This window comes from Limnoraphis robusta CS-951 (genome assembly GCF_000972705.2).
This window is the reverse complement of record NZ_LATL02000332.1, coordinates 47,010-63,118: the sequence shown is the minus strand read 5'-3', so window position 1 is coordinate 63,118 and position 16,109 is coordinate 47,010. Positions and strand designations below refer to the sequence as shown.

Below are 16,109 nucleotides of genomic sequence, written 5' to 3'. Positions count from 1 at the left end.
ACCCATAAAAATCATACTAAACGATTTTGATAATCGAGAAATTTTAGTTGTCGATACAGCATTTCAATATAAGGTAAATCAACACCTTTTTCTGTAGCCATCCGCCAAGGATTTCCGATAATAGCTTCTATTTCTAAAGGACGTTTGCTATCATAATCAAGTTTCATGCTAGTAAGATAAGGTGTCATTTTCTCCGTATGATTTAGCATTTTTTGGATAAATTCTTCGGGAATCATGCAATCATATCCTTGTGCGCCCTTGACGACTTCCCGCATGATTTCTTCGACTAAAATTCGACTATCTGGAGCGTTCATTAACTCGTCTGTTTTGGCATTGAGAACCACAGACAGTCCATTATAGGGAATATTCCAAACTAACTTTTTCCATCGAGCTAATAGTAAATTTTCGCTGAGTTCGACTGGAATTCCGGCATTATTAAAGTCTTCGGCAATTTGTTGAATTCGGGTCGTAATTCCCCCAGGTTGATAATTTTCATTATATTCTCCCATCGTAATCATACCATAGTCTAAGTGACGAATATGACCTTTTCCGACTTTATTAGAACAGATAAAACACAATCCCCCAATCACTCGTTTAGCGTTAACAATTTCCGCAACTAGCGGTTCAATACCTAATCCATTTTGTAAGATTAAAACCACACCGTCTTCTTTAAGCAAAGGCGGCAAAATCTGGGGTAATAAATGATTTTGTGTGGTTTTAAGAGCAACAATGACAACATCGCAAGCAGGCATTTTGTGACAGTTATCATAAGCTTGAACCGGAAATAGGGTAAAATTTCCGCTTGGAGATTCTATGAATAAACCTTTATGACAAACTTGTTGATAATCACTGTGGAGTAAAAAATGAACATCCCTTCCAAGTTGTTGGAGTTTTGCACCATAAAAGCCTCCAATTGCTCCTGTTCCTAAAATAGCATAGCTACGAGTTGACATTGTTCTAAACTCAAATATTCAAATAGTTTCTACAACAGTTGACACCAAAAACTTAACCAGTTGTCCTTAATTTTTTTAGGATAATCGGGATATGTCCGATTTTGATTGATATCGTAACAAATATATTCATCATCTCGAAAGAAATAAGCTTTCCCATTTTTCCAGACGGCGGCGGCATCAATACGACGAGTAAACTGTTTCGGCCATCCCTGCCATTGACTCTCTGAAATCTTTTTAGGATAACCTAATTCAGTAACTTCTCGATAGAGATCATAGCAAATATATTCATCTCCTTTGAAAAAATAAGCTTTACCATCATTCCATAATACTGCTGTATCAATACCACTATAAAAATGCTTCGGCCATCCCGCCCAAAGTCCGCTATTTAGTTTGAGGGGATAACCTGCTTCTACTTGATCTTTATACAAATCATAGCAAATATATTCATCTCCTTTAAAAAAGTAAGCTTTGCCATTATGCCAAACTAACCCGGCATCAATTCCTTGAGTAAAACTCGGGGGAAAACTTGCCCATCTTCCCCGGTCTATTTTCTGGGGATAACCGTAATCAATACAGTTCCAATTGAGATCATAACTCAGATATTCATTGTCTTTAAAGAAGTAAGCTTTGCCATTATTCCAAACGACAACCGCATCAACATTATTTAAGATTCGCTCTATGGTTTCGACATTTAACCAATGCAGAATTTCATCAGGAAGTTGCTTTCTTTTGCGGCTACAGGGGTGAATACAAGCGTGCTTTGTAGTGGCTTTTGCTATCCATTTATCTGAATCTAATAAAACAATTTTATAGTTAATTTCAAAGGTGTTTTCTGTAATTTGTTGTGGCATTAAATGAATAATCAGGCGATCACCACAAAATATCGGTTGAAAAAAGTCAACACTCGCATGAACAATCGGAATGGCAAAATCTGGGTTACAAAAAAACGTTTTTAGATGAATTTTGGCGGCTGCTAAGGAGGTTTCATAGGCTTCGTGACAAATGGTTAAAACATTAGCAAAGTAGACAACTCCGGCAGCATCCGTATCTTGAAAGCGAACGGTTCGGATGTAAGCCATAACCCTTTAAAATCTCAACATCAAGAAGGTAGAATGTAGTCGGATCAGCTTAGAAAACTCGATTGAAACGACTTTGATCAGAGCGCATTTTAACCCACACTTCGCAAGTTAAACCGTTCAAATTGTGAATTCTGCTTTTGTCTAAAATTTATTTTAATAAATCCCTGGTTAATCCAGGGACAAACAAGTTGATTTTCGACACCCAAACTGAGCAAAATTACCCCTTATTTTTGATCAGCATGACATCAATAATCTTAGTTGCCATTTCTTCTTCAATTCCTAGAGCATTATAAAGAGCATTTAACAACTCTTCTTCCTCATCTGCGAGATCCCCATCGGAAAGGATGATATCAGTCGCGACTGCAAAAGCTGTATCTTTGAGATTACCAGGCAATTTAGCGATCGCAGACTGCATGACGACTTCATACCCTTTTTCTTGAATTTGATCCAATAAGCGTTGAATCATTTCTGTCTTCTTTTGGGCGGTGTAGTCGGTAAAAAGATCCATCCGCGCCAAGGTACTTCTGATGATTTGTGATTCACTATCAGTGATCATACCATCAGCAGCCACAGCAGTTAATGCGATCGCAGCAAAGGCTTCTGCCGGAGTAAGTTCGATAGTATTGGTCATGCTAGGAGACATAGTTCTAGACCTACTTACTACTATTTTTTAGTTTAGAGTATCTCCTCACGATAATGGATATTGAGCGAAGATGGGGATTTTTTCCAATAGAGTTAAGAAACGAAGTTGTAGGGGCGGGTTTTTACAGTGAACAGTCAACAGTCACTATTCCCCCATTCCCTGTTCCCGGTTCCCTGAAAATAGGGCAAGTTCTGCGGTGAGGAAGTCGATAAACTGACGAGCGCTGCGTCCTGAACGGCCATTGTGACGGGTTGCCCACTGGAGGGCGCGAAATTCTAATTCCTCGGGGTTGAGGCTAATATCGGCTAAAGCAGCGAGATGATGTACCATTTTCAGGTAGGTTTGTTGATCGGGCGGTTCAAAGGTTAAGGTTAGACCAAAGCGATCGCTAAAAGATAGCTTTTCCTGTACGGTATCCCAAGCCTGAACCTCATCAACCTCTCGCGGTTGGGGGCGATCTGCAAAATATTCTCGCACTAAATGACGACGATTGGAAGTGGCATAAACCACTACATTTTGAGGACGAGCGGTAATATTTCCTTCAAGTACAACTTTCAAGGCTTTAAAGGTATCATCATCTTCCTCAAAGGAGAGATCATCAACAAAAATAATAAATTTGTGGGGAGTTCCGCGCAACTGTTCGATCACAAGGGGTAAATCTTTTAGTTCCGACTTTGCCACTTCAATTAACCGTAAACCGCGATCGCTATATTGATGTAATAAAGCCTTAACTAAAGACGATTTTCCCGAACCCCGACTTCCATATAATAGCACATTTTGCGCTGCATATCCCGCCAACAAAAATTCAGTATTTTGTAATAAAATCTGCCGTTGAGAGTCATAACTGACTAATTGGCTCAGATGAACCGGATCAGGATGAGAAATACTGATTAATTCTCCATTCTGCCAACGAAAAGCCTGAGAAGTGGCAAATAAGCCCACGCCAAACTGTCGATAATGATCGGCTAATTCTTCTAAAGCATCCGCCCAATTTTCCGGTTTTTCCAGTAGAGTTTTCAGAGGCAATTCTGCAATATTTTCGACTCCCTCGGGTGAGGCTTGCCAAACCACAGGCGGTTCAGATGAGGGAATTAACTGTTGTATCCATTGACTCAGTGTTTCACCACTACATTGATAGAGGGTTTGTAAGCGTTGTAAATCTGACTTGGCGGCGGCAATTAAAGACGAAGACAACTGCTTGAAATCCTTTTGTTGAGCTTGTTGACTAAAGGGATTATCCGCCCTAATAATTTGAACAATCAGATAATCTTGCCAACATTGCTGATCGAGCGCTTGCTCTTTAAACAAAATTCCATAAGCTTTAAGACAATCTAAAGGATTGCTATCGTTTTCTAAGGCTTCTAGTAAATTCAAAAAGGCTTGCCCCATCGCCTCAGTAAACACCGATTGATAAAGGAGCAAACTAGCAGCCTGACGTTGAAGAAAACGCACTTGAGCGATCAGTTGAGGATTGAGAGAAGACATTAGAGTAAATCAAAAGTTGAAAAGGAAAAAAGCCGTTTGAGTATTTCCAGGGTTGATGCCCCTGTATTGTATCGGATAGGAGAGCCGCATCTCATTCTAAAATTTTGATAAGTTTTATGTCAGTTTGATGTCAAGTTTTGATAAATTCTGAAAGAATACAGATTGTTCGACAACATCGGTTGTATAACTGGAGTTCGAGATTGCAAGTGGGAGAGAGTGACAGATGAATATTGGCATTGTGGCAGCGATCGCCTATGGATTATTAGCTGTAGTCGGTGGCGTATTGGGATATACCCAGGGAAATAGTAAAATTTCGCTGATTTCCGGTGGAATTTGTGGGGCTTTGTTGATAACTGGGGGAGTCATGCAGTGGCAAGGTATCCCTTGGGGATTAATTTTAGCAACGGCGGTTTCTATTTTATTGGTGATTGTGTTTATAATCCGTCTGATTAAAACTCGCAAGTTAATGCCCGCCGTATTAATGATTATTGCAGGTTTAGCCGCAGCAGTTGCTATGATTTATCAACTACAATTTTCGATTTCCGCTTGATGCCCGTGTAGCCAAACTGTGGTATACCAAAAGAGGGGAAACATTCTATGGTGAAAAACCGGAGAAACGGCTATGACCGAGTTAGTGAAAGCGGTAAAAACAGGAGATCTGGCTCAAGTTCTGGCTGCATTAAAAGCGGATACAGAGATTAATATCCCAGACGAAGAAGGGACAACCCCGTTAATTGTCGCCGCCGGAACCGGGTTTCTTGAGATTGTCGCCGCACTACTCAACGCAGGTGCCGAAGTGAACGGTTGTGATCCCGATGGTTGGACAGCCTTGATGGAAGCCTCCGCCGCCGGACATCCCCAAGTTGTTCAACAGTTACTTGATGCGGGGGCTGAAATTAATGCCACAACGGACTTTGGCTTAACGGCTTTGATGAGTGCTGCGGCTAAAGGTCATCGGGAAGTTCTACAGCTTTTACTGAATAATAATGCTGATTTGACGCTTAAAGACAATAATACTTGGACAGCTTTAATTTGGGCATCCTCAGAAGGACATTTAGAAATTGTAGATTTAATCAAACAAGTTCGCGATCGCAGTTAGAAATCCAAATTGATTGAAAAGGATCACCAGTCCTCTATCTTAAGATAGAAATTAGCTGAAACAAAGTTGAGATTATCTCTTGGGGATGACTCAGTGAGACTCATCTTTTGGCAAAATAGAAGCATAACTTGGATTGAGTTAAATTTGGGGAATCATTAACGATGTCTGAATCTGATAAAATCAACGAATCTGAAAACGTCAAACAGAAAATTACAAGCAATTTACAAAAAGCGAAAACAGAAGGTCAACTGCGCTCAGAAAGAATCCGAGAAATTGTCCAAGAAGCCATTTCTCAAAGCACATCAGAAGTGAAAGCAGGTTCGAGTGAAATTCGCTCTGTTGTTAAAGATGCCATTTCTGCGGTTGTTGAAAGTTTGAGTGATAAAGGTGGAGAAGTCAAAGAAGAAGTAACCGCTTCGATAGAAGGTGCGATTGAAGCGATTAGTCGCACCCGACGTCAAGCTATTTCTAAGACGCAAGCAGAAGTTAAACAACTTCAACAAAAAATCGACAGCCAAGAACAGGAATTACAAGCCGAAATTGATACAGCGTTAGGGGATATTGCGGATTCAAGTCAAGACAAATCGGAGCAAGTTAAAGCTTCGATTAATTCAGCCGTTGAAACCGTGAAAAATAGCGAAGAAGTTGCCTTGATGAAAAAGCGATATGCTCAACTCCAAGCACAACTAGCAATCGTTCAAGCGAATTTATCGGCTCGTTACGGGGAGCAGTACGAGCAAGTCAAGGACTATCTAGATGAAGCAAAAACTTGGTACGAAAAAGCTAAAGAAGAGCCAGAAATCGTCACTGAAAAAGTTTCACAAACCCGTAATACTTTTGAGCATAAACTCGGTGAAGCGGGAAGCGCGATCGCTCAAAAAGAACAGAAAATTAAACACCGTCTGCGAGAGTTATGGGATTCTCTATCTGAGTCTTTTAACCGCAGCAAGCCGGTAGATAGTCCGAAAGCCTTAGAAGGAGAAAATCCTAAACTTTTAGAGGGAAAAGATAAATCCCTCTAATTGACATAAAAATGACCCGGTTTTTCTCAAACAACCGGGTTAAACAAACTCTAAAATTAATAGGCTCTTTCGTCTATTCTCTCAGCCTCTTCTCTCGCGACTACATCTGTTCTTTCAGCGTGTTTTGTAATCACCCAAACCGCATGAATTGAACCGGGAAGCCAACCCAGAAGGGTGAGCAGAATATTGATGATAAATGCCGAACTCGGGCCAACGGTTAGAAAAACGCCCAGAGGAGGAATTAGAATAGCCAAAAGAATTCTTAAAATTCCCATCTTTTTTAAAATCCTATACTTTAATGTCTACTTTTATTGTCTCTAATTTTCCAGATTTCTATCTCTATCTTTAGCTATATTTTGGTTTTTATGACAGAAGATTAACGCCAGAAAATCTATCGAAGAGAGGAAGTCATCCCCCAGTTCTTAAAATTAGTATAGAGGATAGTAATGAATATTTTTGAAAAATTTGAAAGGGAGAGCGAAATAATTATGATGGCTTTGAGATCACTTTTACCTTTACTGGCAACTGCTTTGAGTTTGCTGGTTGTCGATATTATTTTTCCCGGTGTTAACTTAGTAACCTTTCCGGCTGCTTTAATTGCGGCGGCTTCTATTGGAGTGGTAAACTGGGCCGTTAGACCCATTGTACAAGTTCTATCCCTACCCATCAATATTGTCACTTTGGGAGGCTTTTCATTAATTGTAAACGGACTGTGTTTCTGGCTGGCTTCCGTTGCAGTTCCGGGTTTCCAAGTGAGTGGTATTCTGTCTTTTATTTTAGGGCCAGTGATTTTGTCTTTTGTGAATACCCTGTTAACGAACTACTTTGTAGAAAGATATCCAGAAGCCAACCTGGAATAATTTTCTCAGAAAATTGAGATTCGGTTTCACTGAAAATTTCCGACGGTATAAACTCGCTTTCTGTTAACACTTAAGTAGCAGAAAAAAGTTTGAAATGGATAGATGTTATGCCTGGGTTTGTCCAACCGTCGGATTTATCGAAAAATAATTATCATTATCTATTTATAAAAATCCCTCAGACAAATCAGTTAAACGTTAGAGAAGAATGCTCAAATTATCATCTAACTCACTTCTCTATTCCCTTGGCTGAGAGTGCCATTACAGAAAAGCTTTAAGTTCGATCTCTATCTGTGGATAGATAAACTCTGCCGATGAAGATGATATGCTTAGGTTGCAAGCTAAATAAGATACCCTAGCTAAGAGTTGCAGTCCCAATTGTTGAAGGGTATTATATAAATACCCATGTATTTTAGCTCAATTTCCGACCTAAAAGACTTGGCTAGATAAGGGAAAGGATAGTAGCAGTTCGCCCGAACATAAGTCATTCTTTACGTTCTCTCGAATTCTTGCTATCCTACCCTTATCTATTTAAAAATATTTGTTAAAAGTCAATAGAGTATCGTCCTTTTTATACTGAACTTCCATAAGTTCAGTCTTTTTACTATTCCAGACGATAGAGAAGCAAAAATAAACAGATCAGCAAAGTTCCCACTCCAGACAGACGATCTTTGCTGGAAAATCCGAGATACTATTTCCATCTTGATAAGATTTGCTCACTATCAGACCAGCAATCTTATACTTTTGCTTTTACACCTACTTATTCAGTCAGAAAAAAAATGAATCTAGGAGAACTCACTACATTAAAGCTCATTTCTCACCTGAGTTGGTTGGCTCAAGTTATCGTCGAACCGGAACCCCAAGCTGTAGAAGATGCTGCAATGGTCTTTAGTGGGCCGCAATTTTTTACCGCTTTAATTACTGGAGTGATATTAGCATTTGCCTTCCAAATGTTACTGACCAATCTAGGCGTGGCGACAGGTATTTCTTTACTCGGAAACTCATCATCACATGATCAGGATCATTCACATTCTAAATCGAGTGGTATAAACCTTCGCAAAATAGGCTTTGCTTTAGGATTAGGCACCCTAGTTAGTGTCACGATATCCCTATTTTTTGCCTGTTTATTCGCCGTCAAACTCAGTCTATTTGTCTCTGGTGCTTCTGGCGCAATAGTCGGATTAGTCATTTGGGGCGCTTATTTCTCGCTGTTAGTCTGGGTGAGTTCAACAACAGTTGGATCACTGATCGGATCAGTCGTTAATACAGCAACTTCTGGGTTTCAAGCCTTATTTGGAACCGCCGTCGCCGCCTTTGGATCGAAAGCCGCATCCCAACAAGTCGTCGCCACTGCCGAAGCTGCGGCTAGCGCTGTCCGTCGGGAATTAACCGATGGACTTGATCCGGTTTTCGTGCGGGAAAAAGTTGAAGATTACCTCCAGGGGTTACGTCCTCCCCAACTCGATCTGCAAAATATTCGCTCCGACTTTGAAGATCTTCTGCGTGATCCACAATTGCAAAACGCTTTAGCAAGCGGTGATTTACCAAATGTTAACCGTCAAACTTTTGTTGATCTGGTCAGTAGTCGCACCGACTTATCTCAACAAGAAGTTGATCGTCTGGCGAGACAATTAGAAGCCGCTTGGAACAAAACAACGTCTCAAGTCCCAGGTCAAAATAACTTCTCCAAATTCGTTGATTATCTCAAATCAGCGCCTCGAAAATCATTGCTGGGTGACGATTTATCTAATCAATTAGACGCAGTTCTTGGAGAAATACAGAAACACAGCCCTACTGACAGTTCTAATCCCCTAAGTCAAGGCTTGATGATGGGATTTAACAGTTTGGTCAGCTTAGTAATCGGACGAACAGATTTATCCGATCTCGACGCTGAAAAAGTTGTCGGACAACTGAAACAACTCAGAGGTTATTTAGGCGAACAGAAAGATAAAGTTGCTGATCAATTGAGTGGTGATCATCACCCTTACAGCCCGTTACGAGCCGATATTGAAAACTATCTCTCTAACGCTCATCTATGGCAACTGAAATCTGCTAACTTAGAACGAGAGTTTAGCGAACTGCTTTATGATTCTGAAGCTGATCCGAGTCTGGTGATCGAAGAATTAGAAAAAATTAATCGCACCGACTTTGTAGATAGTCTGCAAGTAAAAGGACTTTTAACTCAAGGGGAAATTGAGCATATTTCTCATAGTTTGAATGCCATTCGTTTGCAGGTGTTAAATACGGCTTACGCGGCGAAAGAACGGGAAGAAGCACTCACCTTGTTAACCGAAGTCGAACGCTATTTACTCTCAGCTCCCCGAGAAGAATTAACCCCAGAGAAAATAGCACTCAATTTCAGACCGATTCTTAAAGATCCTGATACCGATTATCAGCATCTCAGTAACCGTTTAGCTCAATTAGATCGCTTAACACTTGAACGGATTTTATTACACCGTCCCGAGTTAACACCTGTAGAAATTGCAGAGATTATAACCGAGTTAGAAATCAATCGTGATCAGGTGATCAAAGAAGCTCACGAACTGAATATAGCCGCTCAAGCGAGAGCCGAAAAACAATGGCTCAAACTTCAGTCCTATTTGCGAGATACAGGTAAATCTGAACTTAATCCCCAAGCGATACAACAGGAATTAAAACTGTTACTTGATGATCCGCAAGCGGGAATGTCGGCTTTACGAGCGCGAGTTTCTCGATTTGATCGCGATACTTTGGTACAGTTGCTCGGTCAACGGAAGGATTTGAGTCAAGAACAAGTCGATAAAATTTTAGATCGAACCGAACGCATTTGGACTCGTATTCGTTACCAACCTCAGCAACTCGCCGATCAAGCTCAACAACAGTATGAACAAGCAAAATCAGCGATCGCAGACTATCTTTATCGTACAGGTAAATCGGAACTAAACCCCGATGGAATTAAACAAGATATGACTCTATTACTTCAAGATCCAGCCGTGGGAAGTAGAGCCATTAAAAGACGTTTGGCGGAGATGGATCGCGATACTTTAGTACAGTTATTATCACAGCGAGATGACTTGAGTGAACAACAAGTGAATCAAGTGATTGACGAAGTACAAAATACCCTGAAAGCGATTGCAAAATCACCCCGTCGTTTGGCTCGTCGCACTCAGCAAAAAGTACATGATTTTCAAAATGCGTTCGCTGATTATTTGCGCTCTACGGAGAAAGCAGAACTTAATCCTGATGGCATTCAACGGGATCTTAAATTATTGCTGAATGATCCGCGTTTAGGAATGGAAAGCTTGCAGGATCGCTTGTCACAATTTGACCGTTCAACTTTAGTGGCGTTATTGTCTCAGCGAGAAGATATTTCTGAACAAGATGCAAATCGAATTGTAGATGATATTTTAAGCGTGCGTGATCGCTTCTTAGATCAGTTACATACGATTAATGTTCAAGTTCAATTAGTGCTGGATCGCATCTTTGCGAAAATTCGTGCTTATCTCAATAGTTTAGATCGACCCGAACTGAACTATGAGGGAATTCGGAATGATTTACGCAGCTTATTTGATGATCCGCAAGCGGGTTTTGAGGCGTTGCGGGAGCGTTTGTCTCAGTTTGATCGCGATACTTTAGTAGCATTGATGAGTTCTCGCAAAGATATTTCGGAAGCGGATGCTAATCGAATTATTGATCAAGTTGAAATGACTCGGAACCGTGTTTTACAAAAGGTAGAACGCCTACAACAACAAACGGAATTACAAATAGAACGGGTTAAGCATCAAACTCAAAAACAACTTGAAGAAACTCAACAAGCCGCCGCCGCCGCCGCTTGGTGGTTGTTTCTGACAGCATTAGTTTCGGCTTTAGCTTCTGCTGGTGCCGGAGCATTAGGTGTAACGGTGTAAGAATATTCTGTTGATTCTGTTTTAATTTTCCCCTGTTTTCAGGGGATTTTTTTTGCTCATTTTCTGCCCAGGTCAGATAAAATCTATAGCAGAGAAAGAGTTGATTAGGACACTGTTTTTCTGTCAAATCCTTTTATGATAAAGGTTTCAATTCTGTCTCCTGTCTCCTGTCTCCTGACTTCTGCTATATTTTTTACAGTCATTTTTGCGGTCAATAAAATCATCAAACTCGTAAAAAGATAGAGAAAGATTTACAACTCCAGATAGATAAAATTAACTGCTAAAACAATCATAATAGATAAATAAGAATAAATCTTTTAAGAAAAAAGGTTAAATTATGGTGACTCACAACATAGACTTAAACCCCTTAAAAAAAACGCTGGGATTAACAGCATTAGGAGCATTAGCAACCAATTTGATTTTGCCAACCGCAAGCGTTAATGCTCAAACCTCTACAGTCCCCGGAAGTAACTGTCGGGAAGCAAAAACCTCTAATATCATTATTAGAGATGAACCCGGAGGAAATGAAATCGGTCGGTTACAAGAAGGAGAAAATGTCTACATTGCCAATGAAGGGAGAGACGGTTGGGTACCGATAGAAAACCCTGGTAGTGGTTATGTGAATGCACAAAATCTCCGCTATTGTACCGGAGAAAATACCACATCTCAAGTTCCTGATGGAGAGGCTTTATTCACTCCTCCCGTGAATGGTTGTCGTAAAGTTAACGCCTCACTGGTAACGCTCAGAGATCGACCTCAAGGGAAAATTATCAGCACATTAGAAGAAGATGAAAGAGTCTATATCCAAGATGAAGGTGAGAATGGTTGGGTGCAAGTTCAATATCCCGTTGAAGGGTATGTAACCTCAGCAAACTTGGCTTATTGTGATACAGTTGGCCCCACTTTTTCTAGCAGTAGTTGTCGTCAAGTTGATGTGAATACGCGGTTAAATGTGCGATCGCAACCGGGAGGAGAAATTATCGGAAGTTTAGAAGACGGACAAGACATTTCTATCAGAAATAGAGGTGGAAATGGTTGGGTTCCGGTTTTCGCTCCTATCGAGGGATATGTCGCAGCTAACTTTCTTGAATATTGTCCGTAGGACTTAATTAACGGAATCATTGTTTGAACAGAAATCCAGGAGAATAAACATGAAAATTCAACCCGAAATTTCCTATCATAATATAGATAAAAATCAAGCCATTGATTCTTTAGTTCGAGAAAAAATTGGCAAACTTGAGCAATTCTGCAACTATATGAATAGCTGTCGAGTTGTGATCGAGAAAAACCACGAACACCCAAAAGCGGGTTCCCCCTATCGGGTGCGGCTCGATATTACAGTTCCTCCGGGTCACGAATTAGCAGTAGATCGCAGTCCCGATCAAGGCATTCAATATGAGCCGTTAGAAAGCGTTATTCGAGACGCTTTTGAGGCGGCACGTCGTCAACTGGTGGAGTTAGTTGAACGTCAACGCCAATGGGATAGAAACTCTCCCTCACAACAACAAATGGTTGCGATTGTTACCCAAATTTTCCCCGAGGAAGGATATGGTTTCTTACGAACTGTTGATGAAGATCGCGAGATTTATTTCCATAAAAATAGTGTTTTACACAATGATTTTGAGCGGTTAACAGTCGGAACAGGGGTGAGATATGTCGAAGAAGAAGGTGAAAAAGGGCCGCAAGCAACAACCGTGCAAATTGTGAATAAACCCGGAGTTCGTACCGATAAAGCTTCGGAAACTGAAGTTGAAATACCCTTGGGATGGAACTCCTAAAACGGGTTTCATTTTCCCGAATCAAAGAACCCGAATCAAAGAAATAGTGAATTGGAGATTTATTAAAGAATGAGTATTTTATCAACCAGCGAAATTAAAGAGTTAATGGAATATCGGGATGAAAATTGCATTACAATTTTTATGCCGACTCATGCCGCCGGATCAGAAATTCGTCAAGATCCAATTCGGTTTAAGAATGTTCTCAGTTTGGCTGAGGAAAAATTAGTAGAAGCGGGTTGGCGAGATACCGATGCTCAACGACTTTTAGAACAGGCTCATCAACTGGATCAAGGGGAGTTTTGGCGACATCAAGACGAAGGACTCGCTTTATTTATTTCTCCAAATGAGTTCCGTTATTACCGTGTTCCGCTCAATTTTGATGAAGAAGTGATCATCAGTAATCGCTTTCATATTAAACCGTTAATGCCTTTATTAATGAATGACGGGCGGTTTTATGTGTTAGCTTTGAGTCAAAATCAGGTGCGTTTATTTCAGGCAAGTCATTATAATATTGATGAAGTTTCTCTTGAAGGAATACCCTTGAGTTTAGCAGAAGCGTTGAAATATGATGAGACAGAACAACAGCTTCAACTTCACTCAGGAAGCCCTGCACTCCCCCAAGGTAAATCTCAAACTTATCACGGTCAAGGTGTAGGAGTAGATGATAATAAAGATCAAATTCGCCGTTTTTTACAAAAGGTTGATCGGGGTTTACATGACATTCTTGAAGATCAACAAGCTCCGATGATCTTGGCTGGGGTAGATTATGTGATCAGTATCTATCGAGACATTACGATTTATCCGCTTGTTTTGTCAGAAGGAATTCCAGGAAATCCCGACAATGCTAATCCCAAGGAATTACACAAACAGGCTTGGGAAATTGTTCTACCTTATTTCCAAGAGTCTCAAGAAAAAGCCGCAACTAAGTATCAAGAATTGATGGCAAACAACCCAGAAAAAGCGTCTCGCGATCTCAAGGAAATTATTACAGCAGCTTATGATAAACGGATTGAATCTCTGTTTGTTGCTATCGATGAGGAACAATGGGGTAAGTTTAATCCCGAAACCCATGAAATCACTTTGCAACGAGAAGATCAACCGGAAAATGAGGATCTGTTAGATTTTGCCACAATTCATACTTTCCTCAATGGCGGTGCAGTTTATACAGATGTTCCTGAAAATCTTCCCGATCGCGCTTTAATTGCTGCAACATTCCGCTACTAAAAATGAATAAGAATTAAGAGTGAAGAAGGGGATTAATCCTTTTCTTCTTTGTTTGTTTGTCTCCGGTTTTGGAGTCGCAAAGGGGAAAGGGTGAAGATGCAGACATTTTGGCTATCTGAGAAAAATAGCCAGAATTATGCTAATATTAAATATTAACCCAAAACACTGAATAGAGAAAGAGCAAATAGATGGGAATGTTGGATGCGCTCATCTCAATTGACTAAGATTCAAATTGACTGTTGAGGGAGAACAACTTAAGATAACAGAATCCTGGAGGAATAGAGGAGTATGATCGGATGCGATCGCGTCATCACTAATTCAGTCCAACGTCTCGGACTCCAGTTCTGTTGATTCAAAAATAGAGTTCAAATCAATTTTTTTCTTTTTTTTAACCACACACAAACTTAAGGAAATCAAAACGATGAAGTTTCAAGTGGGATGTCAATTAAAATACGATCTGGCAACGCCTTGCACGTTTATTTTTAATATCAGTGCTTTTAATAATGGTTCACAACAAGTTTTTGAAGAACATCTTCAGATCGAACCGGCGGTCAATTCCGAAGAATATGTGTCATCACCTCTGAAAAATCGGTTGTTACGTCTGACCGCACCCCAGGGAAAATTGGAAGTCAATTATCAAGCCACAGTTGCACTTTATTTAGAAGAAGACAATCCCAATACAATTCCCGAAATTCCACCGGATAAGCTGCCTTTAAGAGTCTTAAATTATGTCTATCCTTCGAGATACTGTGAGTCAGACCGATTAATCAATTTCGCCAACAAGGAATTCGGTCATCTCTTGCCGGATTATTCCCGAGTCACGGCAATTTGTAATTGGATTTATGAGAACATCACTTACTTATCCGGTAGTACAGATTCTCAGACTTCTGCTTATGAAATTGTCACGCAACGGACTGGAGTCTGCCGAGATTTTGCTCATTTGGGAATTGCATTTTGTCGGGCTTTAAACATCCCCGCTCGCTTTGTCAGTGGCTATGCTTATAGTTTAGAACCGCCAGATTTTCATGCGGCTTTTGAAGCCTATTTAGGCTCTCGCTGGTATTTGTTTGATGCGACTCGTTTGATACCCCGGAAAGGGTTTGTGCGAATTGGTACGGGACGAGATGCGGCGGATGTGTCATTTGCGATGATTTTTGGGTCGGCTCAACTTGACTCGATGAAAGTATCAGTAGATTGCTTGAGCGAAGAAATTCCGCAAACCACAGTGGGGGCGATCACCAGTTTGTGACATACTCCCCATTTCTAAAGAAAGGGGATTCTCCAAACACGAGCGGATTTGGATTACTGGTTCAGTAAACCCGTTTGGGATGCTTGTTGTTACCTCTTGACGATGTGACAGTTTTCTAAGTGACAGAGTAGGAGGTTGAGGGACAACTGTTCTTCAAACGGGTAAATCTACGGTTGTCTATATAAAGATTTGTTGATTATTGGGGAAATATCCTGAGATCCGAGTGTCAATTCTGAAACATACCCAGTAATTGCTTCTTGACTGCGGATGTCGAAGTTAAATTGCGAATAAGCCAGGGAGCTGGTCATCGGAATCTCAAACAACTGCATCTGATCTTGTTTGGCGAACGTATAAACTAACAACGAGCCTGAGAAACCAGATTAACCCCATTTACCCAAAACAACCCATGACCTTTCAAGATATTATCCAATCTCTTATCGCTCAAGTGAATTCTGCCACTTCACCCAATCTGTTGCAAACTTCAGGAGGAGCAACAAATGAGGTGATTTTCGAGTCTGATATTGATGGCACTCATTATTATCTGGTACGCTGTCAACCCAAGTCAAATCCAGGGGTACAACTGAGTCAACGGGAACAAGAAATCGCTAAATTAGTTGCCGAAGGTTTACCCAATAAATGTATCGCTAAAGAACTGGGTATTAGTCAATGGACGGTTTCAACTTATCTACGTCGAATTTTTAGTAAATTGGGGGTAACAACCCGAGCCGCAATGACGGCTAAACTCTTAGGAGATGACTTATTAGCCAGTTAAGCCCCCATCTAAAAAGCCGTCCATCTTGTTACTCAAAAAAGCGACCGATAGGAACGCCAAC

The 16,109-nt window shown here is 40.6% G+C and carries 15 protein-coding genes; 10 read left to right on the top strand and 5 right to left on the bottom strand.

What is annotated here, in order from left to right; genetic code table 11:
* Positions 1-11: 11 nt before the first annotated feature.
* The 4 genes from WN50_RS27975 to WN50_RS27960 all read right to left on the bottom strand — a co-directional run bounded on the left by WN50_RS27975 (position 12) and on the right by WN50_RS27960 (position 4,160).
* Positions 12-953, bottom strand: coding sequence for a putative 2-dehydropantoate 2-reductase (locus tag WN50_RS27975; RefSeq protein WP_046276582.1), 942 nt, complete (start codon positions 951-953; stop codon positions 12-14).
* Between the two features lie 29 nt (positions 954-982).
* Positions 983-2,032, bottom strand: a complete 1,050-nt coding sequence (locus WN50_RS37215) for a hemopexin repeat-containing protein (RefSeq protein WP_063847426.1) — start codon at positions 2,030-2,032, stop codon at positions 983-985.
* A gap of 217 nt (positions 2,033-2,249) precedes the next feature.
* Positions 2,250-2,675 (bottom strand): tellurite resistance TerB family protein, encoded by a 426-nt coding sequence (locus WN50_RS27965; protein ID WP_046276581.1) that lies wholly within the window; start codon positions 2,673-2,675, stop codon positions 2,250-2,252.
* Between the two features lie 144 nt (positions 2,676-2,819).
* Complete coding sequence (locus WN50_RS27960) at positions 2,820-4,160, bottom strand: ATP-binding protein (RefSeq protein WP_046276580.1); 1,341 nt, start codon at positions 4,158-4,160, stop codon at positions 2,820-2,822.
* Between the two features lie 223 nt (positions 4,161-4,383).
* Here WN50_RS27960 and WN50_RS27955 point away from each other — a divergent pair, with 223 nt between their 5' ends.
* From WN50_RS27955 to WN50_RS27945, 3 genes are all read left to right on the top strand, one after another.
* Complete coding sequence (locus WN50_RS27955) at positions 4,384-4,710, top strand: TMEM14 family protein (RefSeq protein WP_046276579.1); 327 nt, start codon at positions 4,384-4,386, stop codon at positions 4,708-4,710.
* A gap of 72 nt (positions 4,711-4,782) precedes the next feature.
* Positions 4,783-5,259: an ankyrin repeat domain-containing protein gene (locus WN50_RS27950; RefSeq protein WP_046276578.1), complete on the top strand. Its 477-nt coding sequence runs from the start codon at positions 4,783-4,785 to the stop codon at positions 5,257-5,259.
* A 161-nt stretch (positions 5,260-5,420) separates the two neighbouring features.
* The gene (locus tag WN50_RS27945) at positions 5,421-6,281 is read left to right on the top strand and encodes a hypothetical protein (RefSeq protein ID WP_046276577.1); all 861 of its coding nucleotides are present in this window, start codon (positions 5,421-5,423) and stop codon (positions 6,279-6,281) included.
* 56 nt (positions 6,282-6,337) lie between these two features.
* On the opposite strand, the gene WN50_RS27940 is transcribed toward WN50_RS27945, so the two are convergent.
* Positions 6,338-6,556 (bottom strand): YqaE/Pmp3 family membrane protein, encoded by a 219-nt coding sequence (locus WN50_RS27940; protein ID WP_046276576.1) that lies wholly within the window; start codon positions 6,554-6,556, stop codon positions 6,338-6,340.
* A 171-nt stretch (positions 6,557-6,727) separates the two neighbouring features.
* On the opposite strand from WN50_RS27940, the gene WN50_RS27935 reads away from it, so the two are divergent.
* The 7 genes from WN50_RS27935 to WN50_RS27900 all read left to right on the top strand — a co-directional run bounded on the left by WN50_RS27935 (position 6,728) and on the right by WN50_RS27900 (position 16,048).
* Positions 6,728-7,141: a phage holin family protein gene (locus WN50_RS27935; protein WP_235441154.1), complete on the top strand. Its 414-nt coding sequence runs from the start codon at positions 6,728-6,730 to the stop codon at positions 7,139-7,141.
* A 776-nt stretch (positions 7,142-7,917) separates the two neighbouring features.
* Complete coding sequence (locus WN50_RS27930; RefSeq protein ID WP_046276575.1) at positions 7,918-11,025, top strand: hypothetical protein; 3,108 nt, start codon at positions 7,918-7,920, stop codon at positions 11,023-11,025.
* A gap of 337 nt (positions 11,026-11,362) precedes the next feature.
* A complete protein-coding gene (locus tag WN50_RS27925; protein ID WP_049561410.1) occupies positions 11,363-12,127 on the top strand; it encodes an SH3 domain-containing protein in 765 nt (254 codons plus the stop codon).
* 49 nt (positions 12,128-12,176) lie between these two features.
* A complete protein-coding gene (locus WN50_RS27920; RefSeq protein ID WP_046276574.1) occupies positions 12,177-12,803 on the top strand; it encodes an HPF/RaiA family ribosome-associated protein in 627 nt (208 codons plus the stop codon).
* A 69-nt stretch (positions 12,804-12,872) separates the two neighbouring features.
* Entirely contained in the window at positions 12,873-14,027 is a 1,155-nt protein-coding gene (locus tag WN50_RS27915) for a baeRF7 domain-containing protein (RefSeq protein WP_046276573.1), read from the top strand.
* 421 nt (positions 14,028-14,448) lie between these two features.
* The gene (locus WN50_RS27910) at positions 14,449-15,276 is read left to right on the top strand and encodes a transglutaminase-like domain-containing protein (protein WP_046276572.1); all 828 of its coding nucleotides are present in this window, start codon (positions 14,449-14,451) and stop codon (positions 15,274-15,276) included.
* 406 nt (positions 15,277-15,682) lie between these two features.
* Positions 15,683-16,048: a response regulator transcription factor gene (locus WN50_RS27900; RefSeq protein ID WP_046276570.1), complete on the top strand. Its 366-nt coding sequence runs from the start codon at positions 15,683-15,685 to the stop codon at positions 16,046-16,048.
* The last annotated feature ends 61 nt before the right edge of the window (positions 16,049-16,109 follow it).

What these genes read in the sequence shown, in the direction of transcription:
- WN50_RS27960 (WP_046276580.1), bottom strand. Translation starts at nt 4,160, where the DNA reads ATGTCTTCTCTCAATCCTCAACTGATCGCTCAAGTGCGTTTTCTTCAA.
- WN50_RS27945 (WP_046276577.1), top strand. Translation starts at nt 5,421, where the DNA reads ATGTCTGAATCTGATAAAATCAACGAATCTGAAAACGTCAAACAGAAA.
- WN50_RS27915 (WP_046276573.1), top strand. Translation starts at nt 12,873, where the DNA reads ATGAGTATTTTATCAACCAGCGAAATTAAAGAGTTAATGGAATATCGG.
- WN50_RS27955 (WP_046276579.1), top strand. Translation starts at nt 4,384, where the DNA reads ATGAATATTGGCATTGTGGCAGCGATCGCCTATGGATTATTAGCTGTA.
- WN50_RS27930 (WP_046276575.1), top strand. Translation starts at nt 7,918, where the DNA reads ATGAATCTAGGAGAACTCACTACATTAAAGCTCATTTCTCACCTGAGT.
- WN50_RS27940 (WP_046276576.1), bottom strand. Translation starts at nt 6,556, where the DNA reads ATGGGAATTTTAAGAATTCTTTTGGCTATTCTAATTCCTCCTCTGGGC.
- WN50_RS27935 (WP_235441154.1), top strand. Translation starts at nt 6,728, where the DNA reads ATGAATATTTTTGAAAAATTTGAAAGGGAGAGCGAAATAATTATGATG.
- WN50_RS27925 (WP_049561410.1), top strand. Translation starts at nt 11,363, where the DNA reads ATGGTGACTCACAACATAGACTTAAACCCCTTAAAAAAAACGCTGGGA.
- WN50_RS27965 (WP_046276581.1), bottom strand. Translation starts at nt 2,675, where the DNA reads ATGTCTCCTAGCATGACCAATACTATCGAACTTACTCCGGCAGAAGCC.
- WN50_RS37215 (WP_063847426.1), bottom strand. Translation starts at nt 2,032, where the DNA reads ATGGCTTACATCCGAACCGTTCGCTTTCAAGATACGGATGCTGCCGGA.
- WN50_RS27900 (WP_046276570.1), top strand. Translation starts at nt 15,683, where the DNA reads ATGACCTTTCAAGATATTATCCAATCTCTTATCGCTCAAGTGAATTCT.
- WN50_RS27920 (WP_046276574.1), top strand. Translation starts at nt 12,177, where the DNA reads ATGAAAATTCAACCCGAAATTTCCTATCATAATATAGATAAAAATCAA.
- WN50_RS27910 (WP_046276572.1), top strand. Translation starts at nt 14,449, where the DNA reads ATGAAGTTTCAAGTGGGATGTCAATTAAAATACGATCTGGCAACGCCT.
- WN50_RS27950 (WP_046276578.1), top strand. Translation starts at nt 4,783, where the DNA reads ATGACCGAGTTAGTGAAAGCGGTAAAAACAGGAGATCTGGCTCAAGTT.
- WN50_RS27975 (WP_046276582.1), bottom strand. Translation starts at nt 953, where the DNA reads ATGTCAACTCGTAGCTATGCTATTTTAGGAACAGGAGCAATTGGAGGC.